Here is a 26,015-nt window from a genome sequence, read left to right as displayed (position 1 = left end):
GTTACTCGGTTGCGCCGACCCCGACAATGGTGAGGTGACCGAACGAATCTCGCGCCCGTGAACGTCGGCGACCGATGACCGCACCCGCGCGCTCGACCCAGGCCATGGTCATCTGGCTGGTCGCGCTCACGGTCTACTTCGTCGCGGTTCTCCAGCGGTCCTCGCTGGCGGTGGCAGGCCTGCTGGCGGCCGAGCGTTTCGACATCACCGCGTCGCAGCTGTCGACCTTCGTCGTGCTGCAGATCCTGGTCTATGCCCTGATGCAGGTTCCGGTCGGACTCCTGGTCGACCGGTTCGGTCCGCGGCGGGTGATGCTCACCGGGACCCTGATCCTCACCCTCGCGCAGTTCAGCTTCGCGTTCGCCGACAGCTACCCGTGGGCGCTGTCGTCGCGGTTCTTCGTCGGGATCGGCGACGCGATGACGTTCGTGTGCGTTCTGCGGTTGGTCACCAGTTGGTTCCCGACGCGGCGGATCCCGTTGATGACCCAGCTCACCGGGGTGCTCGGCCAGTTGGGTGCGGTGGCGGCGGCGATCCCCATGACGTGGGCGCTGTCGACCCTGGGCTGGACCCACGCCTACCTCGCCACCGCAGCGATGGGGACAGCGCTCCTGTTGACGACGCTGGTGGTGGTGCGCGATTCGCCGGCGGCGCGCTCGGTCTCGGGTCCGATCCTCGGGTGGGCGGGTATCCGGCAGAGTCTGGGTGAATCGTGGGAACACCCGGGGACCCGCCTGGGTTTCTGGATGCACTTCTCCACACCGTTCAGCGCCAATGTCCTCGGCCTGCTGTGGGGTTACCCGTTCTTCGTGGAGAGCCAGGGCCTGAGCGCCGGCGCCGCAGGTCTCCTGTTGACGATCATGGTGCTCGCGATCATGGGCTTCGGTCCGGCGTTCGCGTGGCTGATCACCCGATCACCGTGGCACCGGTCGACGTTGGTCCTCGGGGTGATCGCGAGCATCGCGGCTGCCTGGGCGGTGGTGCTGGCGTGGCCCGGCGCGGCGCCGTTCTGGCTGCTCGTCATCCTGGTGATCATCTGCGGGATGGGTGGTCCCGCGTCGATGGTCGGCTTCGACCTCGGCCGCACCTCCAACCCCGCCTCCCGCACCAGCACCGCCACCGGGCTCATCAATCAGGCCGGCTTCCTGGCGACCCTCGTCACGGCGGGACTGATCGGCCTCATCCTCGACTGGCGCACCCCGGACGGCGTCGACGGTTACCCGGCCGAGGCGTTCACCTGGGCGATGGCTGCGCAATTCCTGCTCTGGGGACTGGGCGCGATACAGATCTGGCGATACCGCCGAAAAGGCCGCGCGCGGTTGCTGCGGGATGACCCGGAGCAGTGGTCCCGTCAATCGGGGCGTCCCGTTCCCGAACGGCCGTGAGACCGATCAGGCCACGCCGGGAGTCGCGGTCAACCCCGAGTGGACCCGGAAGCGACCTCACTCGAAAGTAGGGGTCGGGCTCGGTCTTCTCACCGATGTGCGGGGCACCTTCGCCGCCCTACCGTCGGGACATGAGTGTGATCGACACAGCCGAGAGCCCGGCAGTCTCCACCAGTGAACCCCCGGCGCCGCCCCGCACATGGAGTCCGGCCAAGAAGGTGGTGTTCCGCTTCACCTTCACCTACACGGCTTTGTTCTGTTTGACTTTCGCGCAGATCACCTTCGTGTTCGTCGGCGTGGCGGGAAACCTGTTGCCCGACTCGGCAATCCTGTGGCAGATGCGGGCGCTGTCGCCGGTGATGGAGTGGGTCGGCCGCAGTGTCTTCGGCGTCGACGCGGTGCTCCAGGTGGACTCCGGCAGCGGGGACCAGACCGCTATCTGGATCTACCTCTTCCTCATCGCCGTCGTGGCGGCGGTGGGCACTCTGCTCTGGCCCATCGTCGACCGCCGACGACCCGACTACGCCCGACTGTGGTCCTGGACGACGCTCTACCTTCGTCTCGCGCTCGGCGGACAGATGCTGTTCTACGGGTTCGCGAAGGTCATCCCGTCGCAGATGGGGCCGCCACCCCTCGCCGCGTTGCTCGAACCCTTCGGCGACTTCAGCCCGGCATCGGTGCTGTGGCTCCAGGTGGGGAGTTCGCCGGTCTACGAGGTGCTGCTCGGCAGCGTCGAGGTGATCGGCGGTTTGCTGCTCTTCTGGACCCGCACGGCCACGCTCGGCGCGATCGTCAGCTTCGTGGCGATGGTGCAGGTGTTCATCCTCAACATGACCTTCGACGTCCCGGTCAAGATCCTGTCGTTCCATCTGGTCGTCTTCTCGCTCATCCTGCTGGCGCCGCAGATGCGAAACCTTCTGGATCTGTTCGTATTCGGGCGATCAGCGCACCCTGTCGACCCGCCTGCCCTGTTCACGCGGGACAAGCTCAACCGGTGGGCGGCGGGAGTTCAGGTGGTACTGGGCATCTGGGTGGCGATCGGCGCGGCCCAGACCAGTTGGACCGGTTACCAGGAGTACGGCGCGGGAGCTCCGAAGCCGGAGCTGTACGGAATCTGGTCGGTCCAGGACTTCCGTGTCGATGGCAGGCCCGTCCCGCCGCTGATGACGGACGAGAATCGTTGGCAGCGGATCGTTTTCGACATCGGTGGCGCAACGACTCTCCAGATGATGAACGGCGCGCTGGTCCCGGTACCGGCCGAGATCGCCGATGGCACAATGCAGATGCAACAACCGCTCGCATCCTTGACCATCGACCGTCCCGACAGTGACACGCTGGTGTTGTCCGGAGACCTCGACGGGACTCCGACGACGATCGTCGCGCACCGGCTGGACCACGATGCGATGACCCTGCGGAGCAGGGGATTCAATTGGGTGCAGGACGAGCCGTACTTCCGGTGACAGTCGCGCTCAGAGCAGCAACAACCACACGAACCGCAGCACGATCGCGCTGATCCCGAAGATCGCGACGCCGAGCAGCCACCGCCGGGCATCACGGTCGGCGGCGACGGGATCTCTCCCTCGGCGCAGGTAGGTGAAGGCCGCCAGGATCGCGCACACCGCGGCGATCACCCCGGTGGTGAGGACGAGAATCAGCATCACCGTGGTCACGCGCCCGCCCTGGGGATATCGAACCGGTGCGACACCCAGACGCCACTTCGACGACACGACCTCGATCGAGGTCGCATCGTCGAATCGAGGTTCACCGGTCGGCGCCTCACACCACCCGCTTCAGTTCGCCGGGGGTGACGTCGTCGTCCGCGGCCAGGGCGAGCACCTCGCCGAACCCGGCGACCAGGCAGTCGGCGAACAGCTCCTGGTCGGTGACTGCTGCACCGTCGGAATTGATTCCGAGGCAGGCGGTTCCGTTGTGGGTGATCATCGTGGCCATCATGGCGCAACCGGGGAGAGGCCCGAAGGGGAACATGCGCTCGACCTTGGCGCCGGCGACGTAGGTCTCCCAGGGGATCCCGGGGACGTTGCTGGCCTGGAGGTCGTTCTGGCTCGTCGTGCCGCTGAACCGCATCAGGACCGTGCCGGGCAGCCAGGCCATCACCGAGCCGAGAGTGTTGAAGATGTCGACAGCAGGCTCGTGGCGGGCCTGCCGGACCTGCTCCCGGATGGTGAGCACGCGTTCGAAGGGGTCGGCGATACCGACCGGACCGGCCAGGCGGCCCACCGCGATGCGGTTGCCGCCGGCGGGATCCTCGGGACGGCGCACCGAGATCGGGATGGCCACCGGCATCGTCTCGATGGGCGTGCCCATCTTCTCGTGGTAGAGCCGGAATCCGCCGATGAGCCCGGCGAGGTAGACGTCGTTGATCGAGGATCGGGCCGCGGTCGCCGCGGCCTTCATGTCGGCGAACGGCACCTCGAAGGCGCTGAACCGCCAGGACAGACTGCGGTGAGCCAGCAACGGAGAACCCGGCGGGCTGACGAGTCCAGCGACCCGCGGTACCGAACGGCCATAGCGTAGAGCGGTACTCAACGCCTGGCGCGGATTCGTCAGCGCACGGATGCCACGGAACGTGGTGTCGAGCCGATGCGGTACCCGGCGGACCTCCGCGACGATCTGCCGCTGGATCAGGTCGACCGGCGTGATGTTGACCGGGTCGGGGTTCGGCGGTTGCGGTTTGCTCGGGTTGTGTTCCCGCGTCGGCGAATGTAACTGCGCCAGGCCGAGGATCGCACCGAGTCCGTCGGTGAGGGCGTGATGCGCCTTGAGGAAGTAGGCCGCCCGGCCGTCGGGCAACCCTTCGATCAGGTAGCCCTCCCACGGCGGGCGTGCGGCGTCGAGCGCGGTCATCGCCAGCTGCTCGCACGTGGTGAGCAGTTCACGCATGCTGCCGTCGCCGCCCAGGCTGATCCGGCGCAGATGGTAGTGCAGATCGAAGTCGGGATCGACTGCCCAGCTGGGTGTTCCGGTCCCGAAGGGGGAATCGACGACCCGCTGTCGGAAGCGCGGAGCCATCCGGCTCGCCCACTCGTGGGCGGCGACCAGCCGGTCCCAGTCGGGATCGCAGTCGTAGATCTCCAGCATGCAGATCGTTCCCCGCATGCGACGGTCCGTGTCGCCGCGCCACATGATGGTGTCCACCGCGCTCATGTGGGGATCGCTTGCCCAGTCCAGGGGGCGGTCGACGCCTTCGGTGAGATCACCCTCGTTGGCCATCGTCAGTCCTCCTCGGGCGTTGTGTGCAGCGATTCCACCGAATCGTCGACGAACGACTCCAGCGGCCAGTCGGCGAGCGCCGTGACATACATCTGGCGGACCTCCTCGGCGCGGGCGCCGATCTCGTCGGCTGTCCAGTCGCTGGTGTCGATGGGCGGCAGGACCATCACCTCGACCGTACCTGGCCGGATGAGTTGGGCACCGCGCCACATCAATTCACCGGTGTTGCGTAACACGACGGGGACGATCGGGACGCCGGCCTGCATGGCGATGTGGAACGGACCCTTCTTGAACGGACCGATCCGTGGCGTCGGGGACCGGGTCCCCTCCGGTGAGACGACCAGCGACAAGCCGTCCTCGCGAAGCGCTTTGACCGCCGGTGTCAGCTGTTCGATGGCCTTGCCCCGGTCGGCCCGATCGATGAAGACGAGTCCCGCTTGTCGCAGGATCTCGCCGAGCACCGGGACCCGCTGCACTTCCTTCTTGGCGACGCCGGTCGCGTCGGTGCGGACCAGATTGATCATGACCGGTAGGTCCAGCTTCGACTGATGGTTGAACAGAAAGACGCAGGGTCGATCGGAGAAGAGGTATTCGCCGCCGTCGAGCACCTGGACGTGGACGCCGGCGAGGGACAAGCCGATGTCGTTCCCGGTGGGAAGTGCCTCGACGAGCGCGTGCGGATCGCGGCGGACCAGGCCCGCGGCCGCACCGATGGCGGCGGAGGCGACGAACGAGCCGTAGAACGCGCCGGTCCGGGCCAGCGATCCGAGACGGTTGTAGGAGGGGTTCTTCAGGTCGATGATCGGCCAGCCGCGGGACTCGGCCTCCGCCCGCAGGATTCGGCGCGGGGAGATCGCCGCCGGGTTGCCCACCGACTCGAGATACGGGATGTCCTCGTTCCCGTCGCTGTAGGCGAACGATGCGTCGAGGTCGATGTCGTTGGCGCGTGCCAGCTCCCGGACCGCGGCTGCCTTGCCTGGACCCCAGAGAGGGCGTCCCTTGATATTCCCGGTGACCACCCCGTCGACGACCTCCACGTCGGTCGCGAGTGCGAAATCCGCACCGATCTCCCGTGCGATCGGCTCGATCTGGAAGCGGGTCGCCGACGACGCGATCACGATGGTGTGCCCCATCTCCCGATGCGCGCGCAGGATCTGCCACATCTGGGGACGCAGCTTGGCCGCGGTCTCGTACTTGAACAGATGCTCGCCGAAAGCGATCAACTCGGCGTAGGTCTTGCCCGCGAAGGTCGGCCGCGTGGCCGCGAGGACCTCGGCGTAGTCCTGTTCGGACATGACGCCGCGTAGTCCGATCACCAGAAAGTCGGCGAGTTCCCCGAACCCGAACTCCATGCTGCGCAGACGCGCCCGCATGATGGCGGCGGCGGAGAAACCCTCGATCAGCGTGCCGTCGTAGTCGAAGAGCGCGGCCACCTTCTTGCCCGTCGGCGCGGAACGGATGGCCCGCATGCGGTCGGTGAAGGCGCTCACTGCTCCTCCTCGCCGGCGACGACGGGCTGCAGGTCCTCGATCGCGGCGATCCGCGCGAGCCGATCCCGCATGAGTTCGACCTCGTCGAGCCAGTCCTGGCGGGCGGCCCGGAGATCCACGATGTCCTCGCCGTGGATGAGGCCGCGGTTGTCGGCCAGGCGGTAGGCCCCGTCGTAGAGATCCTTCGACACCGAATCCTTGCTGCGCAGAACGGCTTGCAGCGCGAGTTGGCGCCCGAGCCCGAGGCAGTCGGCGATCAGGGCATCCTTCTCCTGGGCGGTGTTGCCCAGTTCCACCAGCTTGGTCGCCACCACGAGCTGGGCGTCGAAAAAGGTCTGGAGTGTGCGTCGCGCCAAGAGTGCTCCCGTGTGGCCGTGCAGCACCTCGTAGGTCCACTCCTGGGTGGGGGTGACCGCACGCCAGCCGGGGGCGAGGAGATCGAGTTCGATGCCGAGCCGGTGCAGATACTCGGTTTTGGGCGGGAAGAAGAACTCGAACTTCAGGAGATCGCGGATTCGTAGGGCCTCGCGCTGCGCTGCGGTCAGCAGTTCCTCGTCCGGTGCCGGCGGAGAACCGACGTGGTTGCTCCGGATCGGGGTGCTGCCGGCTTTGACCTCGCCCTCGGCCAGCGCCAGCAGACCCATCTCGACGATCGCGCGGTCGACGAAATGATGCAGCGCGCCGTTGCGGTAATACGCGGCGACGGCGCGGTTCTCGGGAACGACGGACCAGACCGGCTCCGAACCGCCCTCGTAACAGGTCACCACGCCGTTGCCGGCCAGCACCCGCAGCGTCCGGACGAGCCCGACGCCGCGGCACAGTGCTGGATCGGGTCCGGGGAGGCCACGGCGGTCGATGTAGTCGAGCAGGGGAGCGAGGACAGCCTCGATCTCCCGCAGCGTGTACGCCCGATCCTGCGCACCCAGCGCGGCGAAACCGACCAGCGAGGTCGCGGTGATCGGCGTGGCCGAATTGATCTCGTCCATCACCCGGAAGGCGACCTTCTCCAGACGCGCAGGTCCGTCGCCGGCCTCGTCCAGCGCCTGCTTCAGCGAGATCGGCGTACCGAAACGAACTCTCGCCTCGCCGAGATAGCTGCGCTGGGCCTTGGCGTAGCGCAATAGCCAGCCGACGCCCTCGGGCTTCTTGACGCCGCCCGCGTCCTCTGCGGCGATCGCGCCGACCTCTTGCAGCTGGTCGTACACGATCGACGTGGGCACGATCGTGACGTCGGCGTCGTCGAGCTGTGCCGCGGCGTCGACGACGTAGTTGAGGAGTCCGAGCATGGGTTTGCGCAGCTTGCCCGTTCGGCTCCGACCACCCTCGATGTACCACTCGAGGTTGAAGCGCTTCTCGATGATGTAGGCCAGGTAGGAACGCATCGCGAACTTGTAGACCGGGTCCGACCCGAACTTGCGCCGTATGAAGATCATCCCGGCGCGCCGGGCGATCGGGCCCACCGGCCAGAACGACAGATTGTTGCCGCCCAGCACGAGGTTCGGTGGGAAATCGTTGTCGCGCAACACCGACGCCAAGACCAGCGGATCGACGTAGGAGCGGTGGGAGGGCAGGAAGACCAGGCCGGTCGACTTGTTCAGGGTCCGAAGCGAGTTCAAGGTGTCGACGTCGACCGTGACGTTCCAGGCGCGTTCGTGGAGCCGGTTGAACGTGGCGGAGAAGATGTCGTCCATCAGCCGGCTCTGGGTGGCGACGAACCCGGACAGTTTGTCGGTGGCCTCGGACACCACCGCCTCGGTGGGCCGGCCCAGCTCGGCCGCGAGTTTGGCCGCGCCGCTCTGGAATCTGGCCGAGCTGCTGATCTGTTCGGCAACCAGTCGAGGGACCTTGTATCGATCGCCGACGATCTGGCGCTCCGCACGTTCGGCGGAGACCGACGCCGCGATGCGGACGTACTGGTCGAAGGGCTCGCCCTCGGCCTGGTCGCGGGCGTGTCGTTCGCGGAGGTCGGCGATCGTCGCCGGTTCCCCGGCCACAACGCGCAGGCTGTCGGGGCGGCGCTTGCGGATGATGGGCTGCATGATGCCGAGCGGGCGGCGTGGATTCGACAGTACAAGGACGTCGCCGAGCGTCACCCGCCGCTCACCTTGACGGACCGCGGGAAGCCAGACCGGCCGGACCGGGACCAGGACGGTGTCGGGCGACAGCGTGTCGAAGTCGACGTCGGCGCCCTGGCGGACTTCGGCGTCCGGGTAGGCGGTGGCTGCCCAGTCCTTGACCGCGCGCATCTCACACGATGTGCGGGCCTTGGTCAGGACCAGAACGGGATCGGACATCTGCATCACCCTCACGTCATCGTCGTCGACACCGCGCCGTTCGGTGTGCTCCGAGCATCGGTGTCCCATGGCCGCTCCCCCGATGGAGACCGCCCATGGTCCCATTGTGTCGTGGGTTACAGCGGGCGGGGCGGGTTTCGGGTGAGCGCGGCACTCCCCGGCGCGGGAAGGTCCCGGCCCGGTTAGGCTGAGCAGGTTGCCTGGGGAGGAAGTATGGGGATGCGATTTCGTGCGTTGACGGCGCTGGGCGCCTCGGCGGCTCTGGTCACGACGCCCGCGGTGGTGGCGGACGCGGCCACGCCGACGGTGCGGTCGGGAATGGCGATCAGCATCGACGACACGGTCCTGACCTCGAACAGCTGCACGCTCGGTGCGGTCATCTCCGCCAAGAAGGCGCTGACCGCGGGACACTGCGGGGCCGTGGGCCGGGCCGTCCACGACCGCACGGGAAAGAAGATCGGGACGATCACCGCCAATCGCATCGGCCAACGGCTCGACATCGCGGTCGTCGGATTGGCTCCGCGTACCTCGGCCCGGATCGACACGGTGGACTGGGATGCGAAGTTCCACCGGGGACAGCTGGTGTGGAAGTCGGGTATCACCACGGGCTACGGAACCGGCAAGGTCACCGATCCGACGGAGGTGCTGCGCACCTCGCACGGCTTCTCGCTCGCACCGCCGTTCCTGACGAGCCACGACTCGTTTTCGGTTCAGACGAGCTTGCGTTCGGAGTCGGGCGACAGCGGCGCGGGTGTCCGGGACAGCCGGGGACGCGTCGTCGGAATCCTGTCCTCGGCGACCCTCGAGGGTACGGGCGTCGTCCCGGTGTCCCGTCTCCCGCGCGCACTTCGGTAGCGAAACAGGCTGCGCAGCAGCCGATTTGCGCAGACCCCCGAAACGACGAAGCGCCCCATCTGGCCGGAGCCGGATGAGGCGCTTCGTGAAGTCAGGTGTGCTTAGAGCGCGCTGACGTTGGTTGCCTGGGGGCCCTTCTGGCCCTGCTCCACGTCGAATTCGACGCGCTGGTTCTCTTCGAGGTTGCGGAAGCCGCTACCGGTGATCGAAGAGTAGTGGACGAAAACATCGGCGCCCTGATCGTCGGGTGCGATGAAGCCGAAGCCCTTTTCGCCGTTGAACCACTTGACGGTTCCCTGTGCCATACTGCTGTACTTCTTTCTTCAGTTCAGCAGCCACCAAAACTGATGACCGCCCGCCAAGTGTGGCACAGAAAACGCGTCCTGGGAAACGGTGAGTGACGAATTCGACCGATTTCGGCGCAGATGGCCAGGTCCGGAGGGCGAAACGGATTTCACGCAGCTTGCATCGACGCCTCTTTATCGTCACCGGATGCGAGCACGGCAACCAGTCCGGCGATGCACGGCAACACCTGCAGCCACCCCATTGCCACCGACGGTGAGTGGTCCGCTCGGCGACCAGGAATCCGGCCAGGAGGACGGCGGCCGCGACCAGCGTGCCGACGGTGGCCGGTGAAACCCAGCCGACGACATCGGTCCGGATGATGGTGAAGACCAGCGTCGTCATCCCGGCGGTGACGAGAACCGTACGGATTGGCCGGGTCGCGAGACCGGGTGGGCCCCGGCCGTGTCAGCGGTTCATCGAGAACGCCAGGTCACAACGGTGCAGGGTGTGGACAGGAATATCCGGGGTGGCCGGAGGCCTTGAACCTGAACATGGTCGTGCGGCGCTCCCGGGATCGGGTGCGCAGTCCCACAGACCCGATGACGAGATACGCCCTCGTCTCGCCCAACGAAAGGACGGATCGCATATGACAGTCCCCAACATCACGCTCAACAACGGAGTCACCATCCCGCAGTTGGGATTCGGCGTGTTCCAGGTGCCGCCGGAGGACACGAGGGCAGCCACGCTGACCGCCTTCGAGGTCGGCTACCGGCATATCGACACCGCCGAGATGTACGGCAACGAGAAGGGCGTCGGCGAAGCACTGCGCGACTCCGGGCTCGCTCGCGACGAAGTCTTCATCACCAGCAAGCTCAACAACGGATTCCACGACTTCGACGACGCGCTCAAGGCGCTCGACAAGACCAACGCCGATCTCGGCGTCGACCAGGTCGACCTGTTCCTGATCCACTGGCCGCTCCCCGAGGTGGGCGACTACGTACAGACGTGGAAGGCCCTGGAGAAGGCCTACGCCGACGGCAAGGCCCGTGCCATCGGTGTCTCGAACTTCCAGCAGTCCCACCTCGAGCGACTCTTCGCCGAAACCGACGTGGTCCCCGCTGTGAACCAGATCGAGGTGCACCCGTACCTGTCGCAGAACCCGTTGCGCGCGTTCAACTCTCAGCACGGAATCGCTACCGAGGCATGGTCGCCGATCGCGCAGGGCAAGATCGTCGACGACCCGGTCATCACCAAGATCGCGGAGGCCAAGGGACGCTCGGCCGCCCAGGTCACGCTCCGGTGGCACATCCAGCGCGGCGACATCGTCTTCCCCAAGTCGGTGACACGCGCCCGCGTCGAGGAGAACTTCGCGCTGTTCGACTTCGAACTGTCCGACGACGAGGTCGCGGCCATCGAAGCACTCAACACCGATGACCGCATCGGCCCCGATCCGGATACGTTCAACTACATCCCCTGACCTATCGGGCATGAACGGGCGGGCCACCTGCACAGGTGGCCCGCCCGTTTTCTGTTCAGTTGCCGGGGCGTCTGGTGAGCGAAGCCCGCAACTGGCTGAACCGGAACAGAGCAGGTTCGCCCACGACCTCCTGATAACGGTCGATCACGGTGGCGACGAACTCGTCGGTCTCCGCGTCGGACAGTCGGCCCATCCAGTCCGGGGAACCCACCGTGAACCATGCGCGGAAGTCGTCGACCGAATCGAATTGCCAGGACAGGTCTTTCACCGTCAGATCGTCGACCGTGAAGCCGGCGGCCGTGGCGAGATCGCCGAAATGCGCGGGTTCGACGTGGACGTACGGCGGCCCGAATCCCTCGAACTCGCCGGCCCAACGCGGATCGGCCGCGACCTGCATCGCCACGTCCTCGATGCTCGGCCGCTCGGTCGCGCAGACCATCTGCAACACCGCGCGTCCGCCCTCGACGAGACAGCGCGCGATCTGTTTCAGCGCCTCCCCCTGGTCGTGGACCCAGTGCAGCGCGTTGAAAGAGACCGCGATGTCGAAGTCCTGATCGAACGGCAACGCGAGCACGTCGTCGACGTGGAACTGGACGCGCAGCATGTCGAACGGCACACGCGCCAGGGCTCGATCGATCATCCGATGCGAGGCGTCGACACCGACCACCGATCCCTCGGGCAACCGCTCAGCCAGCAGCATCGTGATGAACCCGTCCCCGCAACCCACGTCGAGAAGCCGCTCGTTCCCGGTGAGAGTGAGGCCGGCGATCGACTCCTCGGCGACCATGCGCTGGAGCCCGCTCACCTCCGCGTACCGCTCACCATCCCAGTCGACCATCGCATCTCCCGCCGTCGGAGCATCGGCCTCCATCGTCCACCCGCAGCCGTCGGGTGTGGGCGGGTTCGCGCGAAACCGAGTCACCCGTCTGCTCCCTGAGGAGCGTCCGGAGCTTGCGGAGGACGCGGACCTTCTGCTCCCTGAGGAGCGTCCGGGGCTTGCGGAGGACGCGTCACGAAGGGCTCGCGACGTCGACTCACCAGGCCTTCGTGGCTCGTCGCTTGCGCTCCTCGCACCTCAGGCAGCGGATGGTGTCGGGTTCTTTCGGATCAGTGGGCGGAGGAGGGGTGGCTATCGCCCTTGCATCTCAGGGAGTAGCAGGGGCGATTGCGTCCGCGATCTCGCGGTAGCGCGCATACACTTCAGGAGTGGCTGTCGCCGTGAGGGTTTCGCGCGGCGAGTCCCACTCGGGCAGCTCGCCGGTGAGCGCCCAGGCGGCCTGGCGGGCGGCGCCGAGGGCCACGTGTTCGCCGTCGGCGGGAACCTCGACCTCGCCACCGAAGAGTGCTGGTGCGATCGCCCGCACCGCAGCAGATTTCGCGCCACCACCGGTGAGCAGGACACGGTCGACGCGGACGCCCTGTTCCTCGATCTTCTCCCGGCAGAACACCAGCGACGAGATCAGTCCCTCGACCGCGGCGCGCGCGATCGACGCGGGACCGAAGTTGTCTGCGGTGATGCCGGTGAGGGTCCCGGTGGCGTCCGGGAGGTTGGGGGAGCGTTCGCCGGCGAACCATGGCACCATCGTCAGCCCGCCGGCGCCGGGCTCGGCGGAGATCGCCAACCGCGCGAACTCGTCGAAGTCGACGCCGAGCATCTTCGCGGTCGACGCCAGGACCGGCGCACCGTTGAGGGTGCAGACCAGCGGCAGGTGCCGACCGGTCGCATCGGCGAAACCGGCGACCAGGCCGGCGGGATCGTTGGGGCCGGTGTCCGAGACGGCGCACACGACGCCCGACGTCCCGAGCGAGACCACCGCGTCGCCGCGTCGGGCATGGAGTCCGAGGGCGGCCGCCGCATTGTCGCCGGCTCCCGCCCCGACGACCACACCGTCGGAGGTGGTTCCCGCGCGATCACCAGGTCCGACGACGGTCGGCAGGGTGGGTCGACGCCCACGAAACGCGAGTTCCAACAGATCCTTGCGATACTCGCCGGAGGCCGCGCCGAAGTAGCCGGTGCCCGACGCGTCGCTGCGGTCGGTGGTCAGCTCGGTGAGGTCGGTGCTCCCGCGCAGGCGCCAGGTCAGCCAGTCGTGTGGAAGACACACCGCGGCAGTGGCGTCGGCGCTCTCGGGCTCGTTGTCGGCGAGCCAGCGGAGTTTGGCCGCGGTGATCGCGGCGACCGGGACCACGCCCACGGCTTCCGCCCATGCTCCCGGACCGCCGAGGTCGTCGACGAGGTCGACGGCACTCGACGCCGATCGAACGTCGTTCCACAGCAGGGCATCTCGCACCACTCGCCCCGAGGCGTCGAGGCACACCATCCCGTGCTGCTGTCCCGCGACCGACACCGCGGCGACGTCGTCGAAGCCGCCGGCTGCGGAAGCGGCGTCGCACAGGGCATCCCACCAGCGATCCGGGTGGACCTCGGTGCCTACCGGATGCGGTGCGCTCGCCGACCGGACCACGGCGCCGGTCTCGGCGTCGCAGATGACGACCTTGCACGACTGGGTGGACGAGTCGATCCCGGCGACCAGGGTCATGACAACAACTCGGCGAGCGTGGCGCGGGCGCCCTTGGTACGCAGTGACTCAAGTGCGGACAGATACGGCGTGGTGAAACCCTCCTCCTGGGCGAGGGTCCCGAACAACTCGCTGTCGGCGACGAACGCCAGCGGATCGGTGCGCGACCGCTGTGCTCGCGGAACCAGCTCCGAGGCAAGGGGATCGACGACCTCGATGGGTTCGCCCTGCTCGTCGGTCCCCTCGGCGTACCGGGTCCAGCTGGCGACGACGGCCGCGGCGAGTTCGCTGCGCTGACCCGATGCGAGCCGTTCCCGGATCACCGGCAGCAGCCACTTGGGGATTCGGTCCGACGAGTCCTGGCACAACCGTGCGATGGTGTCGGCGATGGCCGGGTTGGCGAAACGCTCGAGCAGGGTCTCGATGTAGGACTCGACGTCGACGCCGGGCAGTTCCTGCAGGGTCGTCCGGCCCTCTTCGGTCATGTAGCGGCGCAGCAGTTTTCGGATGTCGTCGTCCGCCGCGGCGTCGTGGACGTAGCGGTAACCGAGCAGGTAGCCGAAGTAACACAGGGCCTGGTGACCGGCGTTGAGCAAGCGGAGCTTCATCAGCTCGTACGGCGTCACGTCGTCGACGACCTGCACGCCTACCGTTTCGAGGGCGGGGCGGCCCATCGAGAAGTCGTCTTCGAGGACCCATTGGGTGAAGGGTTCGGCGACCACCGGCCACGCGTCGACGATCCCGGTGCGCGCGGCGACCTCGGCGGCGAGCTCGGGAGGCGTTGCGGGAGTGATGCGGTCGACCATCGAGTTGGGGAAACGGGTGTTCGTCTCGATCCAGTCGGCGAGGTCCTGATCGCGAAGGCGTGCGTAGGCGAGGAACGTCGACCGCGCCATGTGTCCGTTGCCCTGGATGTTGTCGCAGGACATCACGGTGAACGACGGGACGCCGCGGTCGCGACGCCGGGCCAGCGCCTCGGTGACGAGACCGAACACCGTCCGCGGCGGTGCGGAGCCGTCGAGATCGGCGACGATGTCGGGGTTCGTGGCGTCGAACTCGCCGGTCGACGGGGAGAAGTTGTAGCCACCCTCGGTGACGGTCAGCGAGACGATCTGGGTCGCCGGATCACTGAGGCGCTCGAGGACCTTTTCGGGATCGTCGGGGGCGTAGAGGTATTCGACGATCGAGCCGATTACCGACGTCTCGATCTCGCCGTGCGGATGCTTCAGCGTGAGCGTGAACAATCCGTTCTGCGGGACGAGGGCGTCGCGCATGGCGGCATCGGCGGGCCGGACCCCGACACCGCAGATGCCCCACTCCGTCGCAGCGGGATCCGCCGTGAGCAACCGGTCGAGATACATGGCCTGGTGGGCGCGGTGAAACGCACCGACGCCGAAGTGCACGATGCCGGGAGTGACGGTGGTGCGGTCGTATGCAGGGACAGCGGCGTCCGTGATGCGGGGCAGTGTGTCGGCGTTCAGCGGGCTGCTCATCGGCGAGCCTCTCCTGTCTGTTGTTCGGCGGCGGGCCATTCCGAGAGGCCGGGATAGACGACGGCCTTGATGTTCCCGGGCCGGAGGTCGGCGTTGAGGGCGTCGGTCAGTTCGTCGAGACCGAACCGCGCGGTGACCATGGCGTCGAGGTCCACCGCGCCGGTGCGGACGAGTGCCAGGGCGGTCGGCCAGGTGTTGGAGTAACGAAAGACGCCGGTCAGGACGAGTTCGCGGTTCTGGATGAGCGTGACCGGCAGTTCCATCGTGTCGGCACCCATGCCGACGAGGACGACGTGTCCGCCGGGCCGCACCTGGGCCATGCCGGTCCGGACGGCGGCAGCGACGCCGCTCGCGTCGACAAAGGCGTCGACCGCACTGACCTCCTCGCCGGGTGCGACCGCCTCGGTGGCACCGAAATCCATGGCGCGCAGACGACGCTGCTCGTCGGGTTCGCTCACCACGATGCGCGCCAGCCCGGATGCACGCGCGACCTGGGCGATCATCAGCCCGATCGGACCGGCGCCTGCGATGAGGACGGAGTCACCCGCGGCGACGGCCGCCTTGCGGAGTGCCGCGATACCCACGGACAACGGCTCGAACAGCGCCGCGGCCTCGTCGGACACCTCCGGTGGCACCGGATGCGCGAAATCGGCTCCGATGGTGACGTATTCGGCGAAGGCGCCGTCGATCGGCGGCGTCGCGTAGAACTCCATGTGCGGACACAGGTGGTAGTCCCCGCGCTTGGTCTCGGCGGTCGTCGGATCGGGTCGTTGCGGCTCGATGGAGACACGTTCGCCGACGCGATTCGGGTCGACGCCGTCGCCGACCGCCACGATCACACCGGACGCCTCATGGCCGAGGACGAGCGGGTCGCGGACGACGTAGTCCCCGATGCGTCCGTGACGCAGGTAGTGGGTGTCGGAGCCGCAGACGCCGACCGCACGCACCTCGACCAGCACGTCTCCCGCCGCCGGTTGCGGCGCCCGACGGGTCTCGGTGCCGACGGACAGGTCTGGGTGGAGAACGCCGGCCCGCATCGATCGTGGCCGGATGGGGACGGTCGTATCGGTTGTTGCGTGGGTCACATCAGGATGTTAGCTTAATGAGCATATTCACCGCTAGTGAGCATCTGCTCACAAGAGAACGGGGGCAGGCCACCGATGGCACCTCGCAAGCAGGCGGCCGGCACCGCCGACGACCAGCAGGGTTCGTCGGGGCGTGCAGTCGGCCCACGCGGCACCGATGCCGGGCAGGACCTGAGGCTTCTGGTCCGTGCCGCCACGATGTACCACCTCGAAGGCCTGACGCAGGCCGAGATCGCCGCCCGCCTGGGGGTCTCCCGTCCCACTGCCGGTCGCCTCGTCGCGCGGGCCCGGGCGCAGGGGCTCGTCCACGTCTCGGTGTCGGCGCCCGCGCATCTGTCGTCGTCGATCCACACCGAACTCGAGCGCGCGGTCGAGGAGACCTTTGGGCTCGACGAGGTACTGGTCATCGACGAGGCCGCCGACGGCTCGACGACCGGTAATGCCGCACTGGGCCGGGCGGGCGCGTCGGTGCTGACCCGACGTATCCAGGCATCCGACACCTTCGGCTTCACCTGGGGGCCCGAGCAGGTCGCGGTCGCCGACGCCATGGGTGCCGCGGCGTCGTGCCAACGGGTGGTGCAGATGGACGGCTCGATGACCTCGGTGGAGTACCACACGGGTGTCGACCACGCCCTCTCGCGCTTTTCCGAACGCCTGCACGCCCGGCCCCTGCGACTGGTCGCGCCGCTCTACGTCGACCCCGAGACCGTCACCGCGGTCAACCGCGATTCGATTCTGTCGCAGTCGCTCTCGGCCGCGCGCGGAGCGCAGGTCATGCTCTTCGGGGTCGGATCGGTGTCGACCTCGACGACCCTCTTCGAAGGAGCCTTCATCGACGCGATCGTGCTCGACGAACTGGTCGAGTTGGGCGCGGTCGGCGAGATCGGCGGCCGCTTCTACGACGCGGCGGGAAACGCGGTGGAGTCCAGCCTCGTCGACCGCACTGTCTCGGTCCCGCTCGACGCGGTCCGGGCCTGTCCGACCTCCATCCTCGTCTCCGGTGGTGAGCACCGGCAGGAGTCCATCCTCGGTGCTCTCCGCGGCGGTTACGCCACCATCTTGGTCACCGACGTCACGACGGCGGAATGGCTTGTGTTGCAAGAGAAAGGTGAACAATGAAGTTCTCCCGACCCCGGATGCTCGGCGTTCTCGTGGCGTCCGTCGCGCTGGTGGTGACCGGTTGTTCCGGCGCCGGTTCCCTCACCGGCGGGGGTGGACGCGAGATCACCGTGGCGATGGTCTCCAACTCCCAGATGCAGGACGCGGTCGCGCTGTCCGACCAGTTCGAAGAGCAGAACCCCGGTGTCTCGGTGAAGTTCGTGACGCTCTCCGAGAACGAGGCCCGCGCCAAGATCACGGCGTCGGTCGCCACCGGCGGCGGCGAGTTCGACGTCGTGATGATCAGCAACTACGAGACCCCGATGTGGGGTGAATACGGGTGGCTGGTCAACCTCAGCCCCTACATGGACGCCGATCCCGACTATGACGCCGACGACTTCATCCCGACGCTGAAAACCGCGCTGTCGCACGACGGATCGATGTACTCGGCGCCGTTCTACGGTGAGTCGTCCTTCCTGATGTACAACAAGAAGCTCTTCGAGCAGGCCGGGGTCTCGCTCCCGCCGAACCCGACCTGGCCCGAGGTGGCGGAGGTCGCGAAGAAGCTCGACAACGACCGCACCGCGGGAATCTGCCTGCGCGGCAAGCCCGGCTGGGGTGAGGTGCTCGCTCCGCTCAACACCGTCATCAACGCCTTCGGTGGCCGCTGGTACGACGAGGAGTGGAACGCGCAGCTCGACAGCCCGGAAGTCGAAGCAGCCGTTCAGTTCTACGTCGACACCGTCCGCAACCATGGTGAGGCCGGCGCCTCGTCGTCGGGCTTCCAGGAATGCGGAAACCTGCTCTCCCAGGGGCAGGTTGCCATGTGGTACGACGCCACGTCGGCCGTCTCTGTTCTCGAGAGTCCGGAGACCTCGTCGATCGCCGGCGACGTCGGCTACCTGCCGGCGCCGAGTATGGCCAAGCAGGACAACGGGTGGCTCTACACCTGGTCTCTCGGCATCCCGTCGAGCAGCAAGCACCCCGACGAGGCGTGGTCGTTCATCCGCTGGATGACGAGCAAGAGCTACATCGAATACGTTTCGGACAAGCTCGGTCCCAGCCACGTTCCGCCGGGCAGCCGGTTGTCGACCTATGAACTGCCCGCCTACAAGGAGCTCGCGAAGCCGTTCGCCGAGCAGACCCTGACCTCGATGCAGGCCGCTGATCAGCTGAAGCCGACCCTTCAGCCGGTGCCCTACACCGGAGTCCAGTTCCTCGCGATCCCTGAATTCCAGGATCTCGGTACCCGTGTCAGCCAACAGATCTCGGCGGCCATCGCCGGACAGATCAGCGTCAAGGACGCGTTGGCCCAGTCCCAGGAGTATGCCGAGGTCGTCGGCAAGTCCTACCAGAGGGAGCAGTGATCATGGCCACCGCAGTCTCGACGCGCTCGCCCGAGGAATCCTCGCCCGAGCGGACACCACTGACGTCATCCCGCGACCGCATCTCGCGGGCGGAGGGGTGGCGCCGGCGCGGACCCCTGCTGCCGGCCCTGGTCTTCATGATCGTGGTCACGCAGGTCCCGTTCGTGTTCACCCTGTATTACTCGACCCAGTCGTGGAACCTCGTCCGTCCCGACTCCCGGGCGTTCGTCGGCCTCGACAACTACGTCGCGGTCTTCGGTGACAGCCAGTTCTGGCGGGTCACCGTCAACACGATCCTGCTGATCGTGGGCACGGTGCTGATCTCGGTGATCCTCGGACTGATCTTCGCTCTGTTGCTGGACCGGAAGTTCCTGGGACGGGGCGTGGTTCGGACCCTGCTGATCACCCCGTTCCTGGTGACCCCGGTGGCGGCGGCATTGCTGTGGAAGACGAGCCTGCTGTCGCCGACCAACGGCCTGGTCAACTGGATGCTGAGCCCGTTCGGCGTCAAGGTGGACTGGCTCTCGGAGTTCCCGCTCATGAGTGTCATGGCCGAATTGGTCTGGCAGTGGACGCCGTTCATGATGCTGCTGATCCTCGCCGGACTGCAGTCGATGCCCCGCGACGTCCAGGAGGCCGCCCGCGTCGACGGTGCGACCAGCTTCCGGTTGTTCCGTGAGCTGACCCTGCCGCACCTGCGGCGGTTCATCGAACTGGGCGCCGTCCTCGGCGCGATCTACCTGGTCAACACCTTCGACGCCGTGTACATGATGACCTCGGGTGGCCCGGGGGTCTCGAGCTCGAACCTCTCGTACTACATCTACCAACGCGCCTTCCTCGGCTTCGACATCGGTCAGGCCGCCGCGATGGGTGTCGTGACGGTGGTCGGCACGATCGTGGTCGCCACACTGGCGCTGCGTCTGATCTTCAAATCATTCTCCGGAACAGAGGAGCCGGCCTGATGAGCACCGACATCCGCCCCGACCGCACCGCAGCGGAACCCGCAGAACACCAGTCCGGCACCGAGATCCGGCGACACCGCAATCCCCGGCAGGGTCTGCTGACCGCGGTCACCTGGATCATCGCGATCGGATTCTTCTTTCCCGTCCTGTGGATGGTCCTGACCGCGTTCAAGCAGGAGAGCGACGCGGCCACCAACCCGCCGACCTTCTTCTTCGAGCCGACGCTGCAACAGTTCCGCGACGTCTTCGACGCGGGAATCGCGACACCGCTGCTCAATTCGCTGTTCGCGACGATCGTCTCGACCATCCTGGTGCTGCTGCTCGGCGTGCCCGCCGCATTCGCCCTGTCGCTGCGGCCGGTGCGAAAGACCAAGGACGCCCTGTTCTTCTTCATCAGCACCAAGATGCTGCCGATCGTCGCGGCGATCATCCCGCTGTACGTGATCGTCGGCGAGATCGGCATGCTCGACAACATCTGGACGCTGGTGATCCTCTACACCGCGATGAATCTCCCGATCGCCGTGTGGATGATGAGGTCCTTCTTCCTCGAGGTGCCCGGCGAACTGCTCGAGGCCGCCAGCATCGACGGCGCGAGCCTCTGGACGTCGGTGCGGGAGGTCATCCTCCCGCTGATCTCGCCGGGGATCGCCGCCACCGCCCTGATCTGCGTGATCTTCTCGTGGAACGAATTCTTCTTCGCCGTCAACATGACCGCGGTCAACGCACAGACGATGCCGGTGTTCCTGACCGGTTTCATGTCCGGACAGGGCCTCTACTGGGCGCAGCTGTCCGCCGCATCCGTCCTCGCCGCGCTGCCGGTCGTCATCTGCGGCTGGATCGCGCAGAACAAGCTGGTCCGCGGCCTTTCGTTTGGTGCCATCAAGTGACCGCCGCCCGCACCCACCGACTCGAAAACCTCTGAGAGAGAACCGGAGAACATCATGGCTTCCATCACCTACGACAAGGCCTGCTGCGTCTACCCGGGCGCGGACAAGCTGGCCGTCGACTCCCTCGACCTCGACATCAACGACGGCGAGTTCGTCGTGCTCGTCGGACCGTCGGGTTCCGGCAAGTCCACCGCCCTGCGCATGCTGGCCGGACTGGAGGAGATCGACTCCGGCCAGATCCGCATCGGCGGTGACAACATGGTCGGCGTCGCGCCCAAGGACCGCGACATCGCCATGGTCTTTCAGAACTACGCCCTCTACCCGAACAAGACCGTCGGGGAGAACATGGGTTTCGCACTGAAGATGCGCGGCGTGCCCCTCGAGGAGCGCAAGCGCAAGGTCGCCGAGGCCGCCAAACTGCTCGACCTCACCGACTTCCTCGACCGCAAACCGGCCAAGCTCTCCGGCGGTCAGCGCCAGCGTGTGGCGATGGGACGCGCGATCGTGCGTGAACCGCAGGTCTTCTGCATGGACGAGCCGCTGTCGAACCTCGACGCCAAGCTGCGCGTCCAGACCCGCACCCAGATCGCCGCACTGCAGCGCCGTCTGGGCACCACCACGGTCTACGTCACCCACGACCAGGTCGAGGCCATGACCATGGGTGACCGGGTCGCGGTCCTCAAGAACGGTCAGCTGCAGCAGTTCTCGACGCCGACCGATCTCTACGACAAGCCGGTCAACGCCTTCGTCGCCGGGTTCATCGGCTCGCCCGGGATGAATTTGTTCACCGCACCCGTCATCGACGGCACCATCGCGATCTCCGGTGGCACGGTGGACATCGATGCCGAGACCGAGGCGGCCCTGCGTCGTTCCGGTCTCGACTCGGTGATCGTCGGCATCCGCCCCGAGCACCTGGCCCTCGCCGACGGCGGCACCGGCATCGAGGCGGAGGTCGCACTGCTGGAAGAGCTCGGCAGCGAGACCTACATCTACGCCAACCTCGCCGACCAGTCGGTGAAGAACCTCGACGGCGAACCGATGGTCATGGTCGCACGTTCGGCGGAACGGTCACCGGCCAAGCGCGGTGAGGGCATCCGGTTGCGTCAGGCCGACAAGGCGGTCCACCTGTTCGATCCGTCGAGCGGCGACCGCCTGGTCTGACGCCGCGACCTCGATACGCGGCGTCCTCGCTCCGCTCGGCCGGCGTGTACAGCTGGTTGAGTAGGCGAGGAGCTTGCGACGAGCCGTATCGAAACCAGGACCGGTGATCAGGCCAGCAACCGCCACAACCCGATCAAGCCGACGACGACGATCACCCCGCGGAGTGCGCGGGGTGAGAGCCGTCGACCGTAACGGGCGCCGATCATGCCGCCGAGGAGCGAGCCGACGGCGATGAGCGCGGCGGCCGACCAGTTGATCCGGTCGAAGGCGACGAGCGTGTAGGTCACGGCGGCGACCACGTTCACCACCAGCGACAGCAGGTTCTTCGCGGCGTTCATCCGCTGGAGATGGTCGGGGACCACGATGCCGAGGACCGCCATGAGCATGATGCCCTGGGCGGCGGTGAAGTAGCCACCGTAGATCCCGACCGCGAACGTGCCGGCGATCATCGTGGCGATGCGAGGTGGGGTGAGGCGTGGCGTCCCGAGGTGGGCCGGTGCGGTCGACCGGCGGCCGACCCACTTCTGGATCCACGGTTGCGCCACCACGAGGATCAGGGCGGCCACCAGCAGCACCGGCACGACCGCCTCGAACACCGTCTCGGGCAGATGCAGCAGCAACCAGCAGCCGACGATCGCGCCGAGGAACGACGCCGGCATCTGCCACCGCAGCTGCGGCCATTGTCCTTCGAGTTCGCGACGGTAACCCCAGGTCCCGGACACGCCGCCCGCGACGAGACCGATGGCGTTGGAGATGGTGGCGCTCACCGGCGGGACGCCGAACGCGACCAGCGTCGGGAACGTGATCAGGGTGCCGCTACCGACGACTGTGTTGATCGCGCCTGCACCCACGCCGGCCAGCAGGACGGCCAATAGTTCCCATGTGCTCACGACTTCCGAGAGTGCCCGGTGGGCCGGATGGGTCGGTCACCGGGGGGCCGACCCACCGGAGAACGGCCCCTGAAAACCACCCCTGCGATCCGCCCCCGAGATAGGCCCGGCACAGACCCGCCGCCGACACAGTGTCGTCGGCGCCGCTGCTGAGGGCGTATTTCGGGGGTGCTTTTCAGCGGGGACGGCCAGGTGGTTTCGATACGGCTCGTCGCAGGCTCCGCACCTACTCAACCAGCGGCAGTAGGGGCGTCGTCCTTCTTCTTCCGCTTCGGGATGACGTGCAGGATCGCGACGAGGGTCGCGCCGACGAGCAGGCCGACGACCGCGGACAGGACGGTGCCGGCCGTCCAGGACAGCACGCTGCCGAAGCCGCCGTGCACCAGTTCGCCGAACCAGTGCTCGACGTGGTGGAGCTGATCGGCGGGCCAGTGGAAGCCTGCCTCACCCACGTTGACGATGAGGATGTGCCCGCCGACCCACAGCATCGCAGCGATGCCGACCACGGTGAGGGTCGACATGATCTTGGGCATCGAGGTGACCAACCCGCGACCGATCTTCTGACTGAACGTCGACTCTCGTTGTGCGAGCGCGAGCCCCACGTCGTCCATCTTCACGATGATCGCGACCACACCGTAGACGAGCGCGGTGATGAGGAATGCGACGACGACGAGGACGGTCAGGCGGGTCCAGAACGGCTCGTTCTCGACCGAGGACAGCGAGATCACCATGATCTCGGCCGAGAGGATGAGGTCGGTGCGGATCGCGCCGCTGACCATGTGCTTCTCGAACTCGGGATCGCCCTTCCGGGAGCCGGACTCCTCCTCGTGATGGCCGCCGGTGATCGCCTCGTAGACCTTCTCCGCGCCCTCGTAGGAGAGGAACAGGCCACCGGCGATCAACAGATACGGCAGGGCCTGCGGCAGGAACTGGCTGAGGATCATCGCGACGGGCAGGATGATCAGCAGCTTGTTGCGGATCGAGCCGATCGCGATCTTGCGGACGATCGGCAACTCGCGATCGGGGGTGAACCCGTCGACGTAGCGAGGTGTCACGGCGGTGTCGTCGACGACGACGCCGGCCGCTTTCACGCTTGCCTTGCCGGCCGCTGCGCCGATGTCGTCGAGTGACGCGGCGGCGGCACGGGTGAGTGTCGCGATGTCGTCGAGCAGAGCGACGAGACCACTGGCCACGGGTACCTCCGGGTTCGGTGAGGTGTTGCATGCTCGATGAGCGTCGGTCATCGAACAGTATGCCGAAACGACCGACCGGGTCGGTCATCCGTTGGCCCGGAGCGGCGGATTGTCCGAATCGCGCCCCGGTATGTGGCGGATTTCCCTGTTGGGTGCTGGTTCACCTGCGCAAACAGGCTCGCCGACCGGCGAAATCAAGCAGCCACCGGCGGGTATCCGGCGCGACACGGAGGCGGTGTCGAATGGCGTACAGGTCGCGGGAGACCACGACGACCATTCTTCGTCGACGCCGAGGAGATCTGATGAACGCGATCGAGAACGCCATCGATGCCCTGCGCGCGGGCCGCCCGGTTCTGGTGACCGACGCCGCCGACCGGGAGAACGAGGGCGACGTCATCCTCGCCGCCGACCGGGTGAGCACCGAGTGGACCGCCTGGACCGTGCGCAACACCTCCGGCCTGCTGTGCGCCCCGATGACCGGTGAGCGTGCGGACATGCTCGAACTGCCGTCGATGGTCACCAACAACGAGGACCCCAAGGCGACCGCCTACACGGTGACCGTCGATGCGGCCGAGGGGGTCACGACGGGCATCTCCGCCGCCGACCGCGCGCTCACGCTGCGCATGCTGGCCGGTGCCGCATCCGGCCCCCGGGACTTCACCCGGCCCGGGCACGTTCTACCCCTCCGTGCCCGGCCGGGTGGGGTTCTCGAGCGCCCGGGCACACCGAGGCGGCCGTCGATCTGTGCACGCTGGCCGACGTCGCCCCGGTCGGGGTGATCGCCGAACTCGTCGCAGACGACGGTTCGATGATGCGCTACCCGCAGGTCGCCGCAATGGGCTCGCGCATGGGCCTCCCGGTGCTCACCATCGAGGAGCTGGTCAACTACCGCCGCATCCACGACGCGGACCGCTGGTCGGTGGCACCCCGAGTTCGCCGCGCAGCGGAGACGGTGCTGCCGACCCCGACCGGTGAACTCCGCGCGATCGGCTACCGAGACACCGAGACCGGCGCCGAACACATCGCCCTCGTCAGCACCGGGATGTCCGGGAACGGCCTCGATCAGCGTGCCCCGCTGGTACGGGTCCACTCCGAATGCCTGACCGGAGAAGCATTCTCGTCGCAGCGGTGCGAGTGCGGGCCGCAACTCGACGCGGCGATCGAACGCATCAGCTACGACGGCGGGGTCGTGGTCTACCTGCATGGCCACGAGGGCCGTGGAATCGGGCTGCTCAAGAAGCTGGCCGCCTACCGGCTGCAAGACCAGGGGCTCGACATCGTCGAGGCGAACCTCGAACTCGACGAGCCGGTCGACGGCCGCGAATACGGCACCGCCGCAGCCATTCTCGCCGACCTCGGGATCGACCAAGCGCGCGTCATGACCAACAACCCGGACAAGGTTCGAGGGCTGACCGACTGCGGGATCGAGATCACCCAGCGCGTCCCGCTGATCGTCGGTGTGATGCCGGCCAACGTCCGCTATCTCGATGCCAAGCGCCAGCGTCTCGGACACCTGCTGGGCACCACATCCGGCAGCGGGTTCGACCTCACCCAGACCGGTGACTTCTCCGTGGGCTCGCGCGAATTAACCGCCCTTGACCTCGCGGGCCACCGTCGATGTGGACGTCAGACGCACGCGGTCCGCTCGGAAGAGGTCGAAGGAGTACTCGAACGGGATTCCGTCCTCGTCGCGGGACACCCGGGTGATGACGAGAAGCGGACGTCGAATGCCGATCTCGAGCCAGGCCGCCTCGCGGCCGCTGGCGGTTCCGACCTCGATGGTCTCCGTGGTCTCGACGGCGACGAGTCCGTAGCTCGCACGCAGTAGTGCGTAGAGCGATCCGTCCAGCGGGTGTGCCGGCAGGTCGGGTACCAGGTCCACGGGGAAGCAGGCGAGGTCCACCGACAGCGGCGTACCGTCGGCGAGACGGATGCGCCGGATGGCGAATACCTCTGCGTCGTCGGCCATCTCGAGGGCGCGGGCCTCGATCGGGGTCGCCGGGCGACGTTCCGCACCGACCACCTGGGTCGAGCTGGCATGCCCGGACTCCGCCAGCAGCTGGGGGAGACCGGTTGATTCGGCGGTTTGCCGTTCGACGACGTCGGTTCGGATGAACGTGCCTCCGCCGCGGCCGGTTCGACGTTCCAGGACGCCCGCCCGGCTGAGAGGGAGCAGTGCGCTGCGCAGCGTTGATCTCGACACCGAGAACATCTCGGCCATGTCGCGTTCGGTGCCGAGTCGGGCACCGGGCGCCAGTGTGCCCTGGGCGAGCATCGCGAGGATGCGTCGCCGGACGTCCTCGGCGACCGGCCCGCCGGTGGTTTCACTCACGACCGGGTGTC

General features: G+C 67.2%; 21 protein-coding genes and 1 pseudogene. 10 read left to right on the top strand and 12 right to left on the bottom strand.

Annotated features, from left to right (window positions below; genetic code table 11):
* Positions 1–74 precede the first annotated feature (74 nt).
* Together M1L58_RS15285 and M1L58_RS15280 are read left to right on the top strand one after the other, a co-directional pair.
* The gene (locus tag M1L58_RS15285; protein ID WP_248659524.1) at positions 75–1,385 is read left to right on the top strand and encodes an MFS transporter; all 1,311 of its coding nucleotides are present in this window, start codon (positions 75–77) and stop codon (positions 1,383–1,385) included.
* A gap of 131 nt (positions 1,386–1,516) precedes the next feature.
* A complete protein-coding gene (locus tag M1L58_RS15280; protein WP_248659523.1) occupies positions 1,517–2,845 on the top strand; it encodes a DoxX family protein in 1,329 nt (442 codons plus the stop codon).
* 9 nt (positions 2,846–2,854) lie between these two features.
* Here the strand turns inward: M1L58_RS15280 and M1L58_RS15275 are convergent, their stop codons facing one another.
* The 4 genes from M1L58_RS15275 to M1L58_RS15260 all read right to left on the bottom strand — a co-directional run bounded on the left by M1L58_RS15275 (position 2,855) and on the right by M1L58_RS15260 (position 8,406).
* Positions 2,855–3,055, bottom strand: coding sequence for a hypothetical protein (locus M1L58_RS15275; protein WP_374112732.1), 201 nt, complete (start codon positions 3,053–3,055; stop codon positions 2,855–2,857).
* Between the two features lie 106 nt (positions 3,056–3,161).
* Entirely contained in the window at positions 3,162–4,616 is a 1,455-nt protein-coding gene (locus M1L58_RS15270; RefSeq protein WP_248659522.1) for a wax ester/triacylglycerol synthase domain-containing protein, read from the bottom strand.
* Positions 4,617–4,618: 2 nt separating this feature from the next.
* Positions 4,619–6,106 (bottom strand): HAD-IB family hydrolase, encoded by a 1,488-nt coding sequence (locus tag M1L58_RS15265; RefSeq protein WP_248659521.1) that lies wholly within the window; start codon positions 6,104–6,106, stop codon positions 4,619–4,621.
* The gene (locus M1L58_RS15260; protein ID WP_248659560.1) at positions 6,103–8,406 is read right to left on the bottom strand and encodes a glycerol-3-phosphate 1-O-acyltransferase; all 2,304 of its coding nucleotides are present in this window, start codon (positions 8,404–8,406) and stop codon (positions 6,103–6,105) included. Before M1L58_RS15260 ends, M1L58_RS15265 begins: the two co-directional genes overlap by 4 nt.
* A 207-nt stretch (positions 8,407–8,613) precedes the next feature.
* Between M1L58_RS15260 and M1L58_RS15255 the strand changes: the two genes are divergently transcribed.
* Positions 8,614–9,255 (top strand): trypsin-like serine protease, encoded by a 642-nt coding sequence (locus M1L58_RS15255; RefSeq protein WP_248659520.1) that lies wholly within the window; start codon positions 8,614–8,616, stop codon positions 9,253–9,255.
* Positions 9,256–9,356: 101 nt separating this feature from the next.
* Here M1L58_RS15255 and M1L58_RS15250 read toward each other — a convergent pair whose 3' ends face one another.
* Positions 9,357–9,560, bottom strand: coding sequence for a cold-shock protein (locus M1L58_RS15250; protein WP_005193773.1), 204 nt, complete (start codon positions 9,558–9,560; stop codon positions 9,357–9,359).
* Positions 9,561–10,186: 626 nt separating this feature from the next.
* Between M1L58_RS15250 and M1L58_RS15245 the strand changes: the two genes are divergently transcribed.
* Positions 10,187–11,017: an aldo/keto reductase gene (locus M1L58_RS15245; RefSeq protein ID WP_248659519.1), complete on the top strand. Its 831-nt coding sequence runs from the start codon at positions 10,187–10,189 to the stop codon at positions 11,015–11,017.
* Between the two features lie 55 nt (positions 11,018–11,072).
* Here M1L58_RS15245 and M1L58_RS15240 read toward each other — a convergent pair whose 3' ends face one another.
* From M1L58_RS15240 to M1L58_RS15225, 4 genes are all read right to left on the bottom strand, one after another.
* Positions 11,073–11,855, bottom strand: a complete 783-nt coding sequence (locus M1L58_RS15240) for a class I SAM-dependent methyltransferase (RefSeq protein WP_248659518.1) — start codon at positions 11,853–11,855, stop codon at positions 11,073–11,075.
* Between the two features lie 307 nt (positions 11,856–12,162).
* A complete protein-coding gene (locus M1L58_RS15235) occupies positions 12,163–13,557 on the bottom strand; it encodes a xylulokinase (RefSeq protein WP_248659517.1) in 1,395 nt (464 codons plus the stop codon).
* Positions 13,554–15,029: a mannitol dehydrogenase family protein gene (locus tag M1L58_RS15230; protein WP_248659516.1), complete on the bottom strand. Its 1,476-nt coding sequence runs from the start codon at positions 15,027–15,029 to the stop codon at positions 13,554–13,556. Before M1L58_RS15230 ends, M1L58_RS15235 begins: the two co-directional genes overlap by 4 nt.
* Positions 15,026–16,066, bottom strand: a complete 1,041-nt coding sequence (locus tag M1L58_RS15225; protein WP_248659559.1) for an NAD(P)-dependent alcohol dehydrogenase — start codon at positions 16,064–16,066, stop codon at positions 15,026–15,028. The genes M1L58_RS15230 and M1L58_RS15225 overlap by 4 nt, the downstream gene beginning before the upstream one ends.
* 123 nt (positions 16,067–16,189) lie before the next feature.
* On the opposite strand from M1L58_RS15225, the gene M1L58_RS15220 reads away from it, so the two are divergent.
* The 5 genes from M1L58_RS15220 to M1L58_RS15200 are packed head-to-tail and all read left to right on the top strand — an operon-like array spanning position 16,190 to position 21,589.
* Positions 16,190–17,233: a sugar-binding transcriptional regulator gene (locus M1L58_RS15220; RefSeq protein ID WP_248659515.1), complete on the top strand. Its 1,044-nt coding sequence runs from the start codon at positions 16,190–16,192 to the stop codon at positions 17,231–17,233.
* Positions 17,230–18,579 (top strand): ABC transporter substrate-binding protein, encoded by a 1,350-nt coding sequence (locus M1L58_RS15215; protein WP_248659514.1) that lies wholly within the window; start codon positions 17,230–17,232, stop codon positions 18,577–18,579. Before M1L58_RS15220 ends, M1L58_RS15215 begins: the two co-directional genes overlap by 4 nt.
* Positions 18,580–18,581: 2 nt before the next feature.
* Positions 18,582–19,541 carry a carbohydrate ABC transporter permease gene (locus M1L58_RS15210; protein WP_248659513.1) on the top strand — a complete coding sequence of 320 codons (960 nt, stop codon included), beginning with the start codon at positions 18,582–18,584 and terminating at the stop codon, positions 19,539–19,541.
* Positions 19,541–20,428, top strand: a complete 888-nt coding sequence (locus M1L58_RS15205; protein WP_248659512.1) for a carbohydrate ABC transporter permease — start codon at positions 19,541–19,543, stop codon at positions 20,426–20,428. The genes M1L58_RS15210 and M1L58_RS15205 overlap by 1 nt, the downstream gene beginning before the upstream one ends.
* A 54-nt stretch (positions 20,429–20,482) precedes the next feature.
* Positions 20,483–21,589: an ABC transporter ATP-binding protein gene (locus M1L58_RS15200; protein ID WP_248659511.1), complete on the top strand. Its 1,107-nt coding sequence runs from the start codon at positions 20,483–20,485 to the stop codon at positions 21,587–21,589.
* 107 nt (positions 21,590–21,696) lie between these two features.
* On the opposite strand, the gene M1L58_RS15195 is transcribed toward M1L58_RS15200, so the two are convergent.
* Both M1L58_RS15195 and M1L58_RS15190 read right to left on the bottom strand, forming a co-directional pair.
* A complete protein-coding gene (locus M1L58_RS15195) occupies positions 21,697–22,479 on the bottom strand; it encodes a sulfite exporter TauE/SafE family protein (RefSeq protein WP_248659510.1) in 783 nt (260 codons plus the stop codon).
* 230 nt (positions 22,480–22,709) lie between these two features.
* Entirely contained in the window at positions 22,710–23,672 is a 963-nt protein-coding gene (locus tag M1L58_RS15190; protein ID WP_248659509.1) for a DUF808 domain-containing protein, read from the bottom strand.
* 302 nt (positions 23,673–23,974) lie between these two features.
* On the opposite strand from M1L58_RS15190, the pseudogene ribB reads away from it, so the two are divergent.
* A pseudogene (gene ribB, locus M1L58_RS15185) lies at positions 23,975–25,185 on the top strand (3,4-dihydroxy-2-butanone-4-phosphate synthase); the annotation flags it as partial.
* A 72-nt stretch (positions 25,186–25,257) separates the two neighbouring features.
* On the opposite strand, the gene M1L58_RS15180 reads toward ribB, so the two are convergent.
* Entirely contained in the window at positions 25,258–26,004 is a 747-nt protein-coding gene (locus tag M1L58_RS15180) for a GntR family transcriptional regulator (protein WP_248659508.1), read from the bottom strand.
* Between the last annotated feature and the right edge of the window lie 11 nt (positions 26,005–26,015).

This window comes from Gordonia sp. C13 (assembly GCF_023218005.1).
GTDB lineage: Bacteria > Actinomycetota > Actinomycetes > Mycobacteriales > Mycobacteriaceae > Gordonia > Gordonia namibiensis.
The sequence above is the reverse complement of the archived record's forward strand: the minus strand, read 5'-3'. Positions and strand labels throughout refer to the sequence as shown.

Excerpts from the sequence above, each read along its gene's own strand:
- M1L58_RS15205 (WP_248659512.1), top strand. The coding sequence starts at position 19,541 with ATGAGCACCGACATCCGCCCCGACCGCACCGCAGCGGAACCCGCAGAA.
- M1L58_RS15270 (WP_248659522.1), bottom strand. The coding sequence starts at position 4,616 with ATGGCCAACGAGGGTGATCTCACCGAAGGCGTCGACCGCCCCCTGGAC.
- M1L58_RS15235 (WP_248659517.1), bottom strand. The coding sequence starts at position 13,557 with ATGACCCTGGTCGCCGGGATCGACTCGTCCACCCAGTCGTGCAAGGTC.
- M1L58_RS15230 (WP_248659516.1), bottom strand. The coding sequence starts at position 15,029 with ATGAGCAGCCCGCTGAACGCCGACACACTGCCCCGCATCACGGACGCC.
- M1L58_RS15285 (WP_248659524.1), top strand. The coding sequence starts at position 75 with ATGACCGCACCCGCGCGCTCGACCCAGGCCATGGTCATCTGGCTGGTC.
- M1L58_RS15240 (WP_248659518.1), bottom strand. The coding sequence starts at position 11,855 with ATGGTCGACTGGGATGGTGAGCGGTACGCGGAGGTGAGCGGGCTCCAG.
- M1L58_RS15220 (WP_248659515.1), top strand. The coding sequence starts at position 16,190 with ATGGCACCTCGCAAGCAGGCGGCCGGCACCGCCGACGACCAGCAGGGT.
- M1L58_RS15280 (WP_248659523.1), top strand. The coding sequence starts at position 1,517 with ATGAGTGTGATCGACACAGCCGAGAGCCCGGCAGTCTCCACCAGTGAA.
- M1L58_RS15260 (WP_248659560.1), bottom strand. The coding sequence starts at position 8,406 with ATGCAGATGTCCGATCCCGTTCTGGTCCTGACCAAGGCCCGCACATCG.
- M1L58_RS15245 (WP_248659519.1), top strand. The coding sequence starts at position 10,187 with ATGACAGTCCCCAACATCACGCTCAACAACGGAGTCACCATCCCGCAG.
- M1L58_RS15225 (WP_248659559.1), bottom strand. The coding sequence starts at position 16,066 with ATGCGGGCCGGCGTTCTCCACCCAGACCTGTCCGTCGGCACCGAGACC.
- M1L58_RS15255 (WP_248659520.1), top strand. The coding sequence starts at position 8,614 with ATGGGGATGCGATTTCGTGCGTTGACGGCGCTGGGCGCCTCGGCGGCT.
- M1L58_RS15200 (WP_248659511.1), top strand. The coding sequence starts at position 20,483 with ATGGCTTCCATCACCTACGACAAGGCCTGCTGCGTCTACCCGGGCGCG.
- M1L58_RS15210 (WP_248659513.1), top strand. The coding sequence starts at position 18,582 with ATGGCCACCGCAGTCTCGACGCGCTCGCCCGAGGAATCCTCGCCCGAG.
- M1L58_RS15250 (WP_005193773.1), bottom strand. The coding sequence starts at position 9,560 with ATGGCACAGGGAACCGTCAAGTGGTTCAACGGCGAAAAGGGCTTCGGC.
- M1L58_RS15215 (WP_248659514.1), top strand. The coding sequence starts at position 17,230 with ATGAAGTTCTCCCGACCCCGGATGCTCGGCGTTCTCGTGGCGTCCGTC.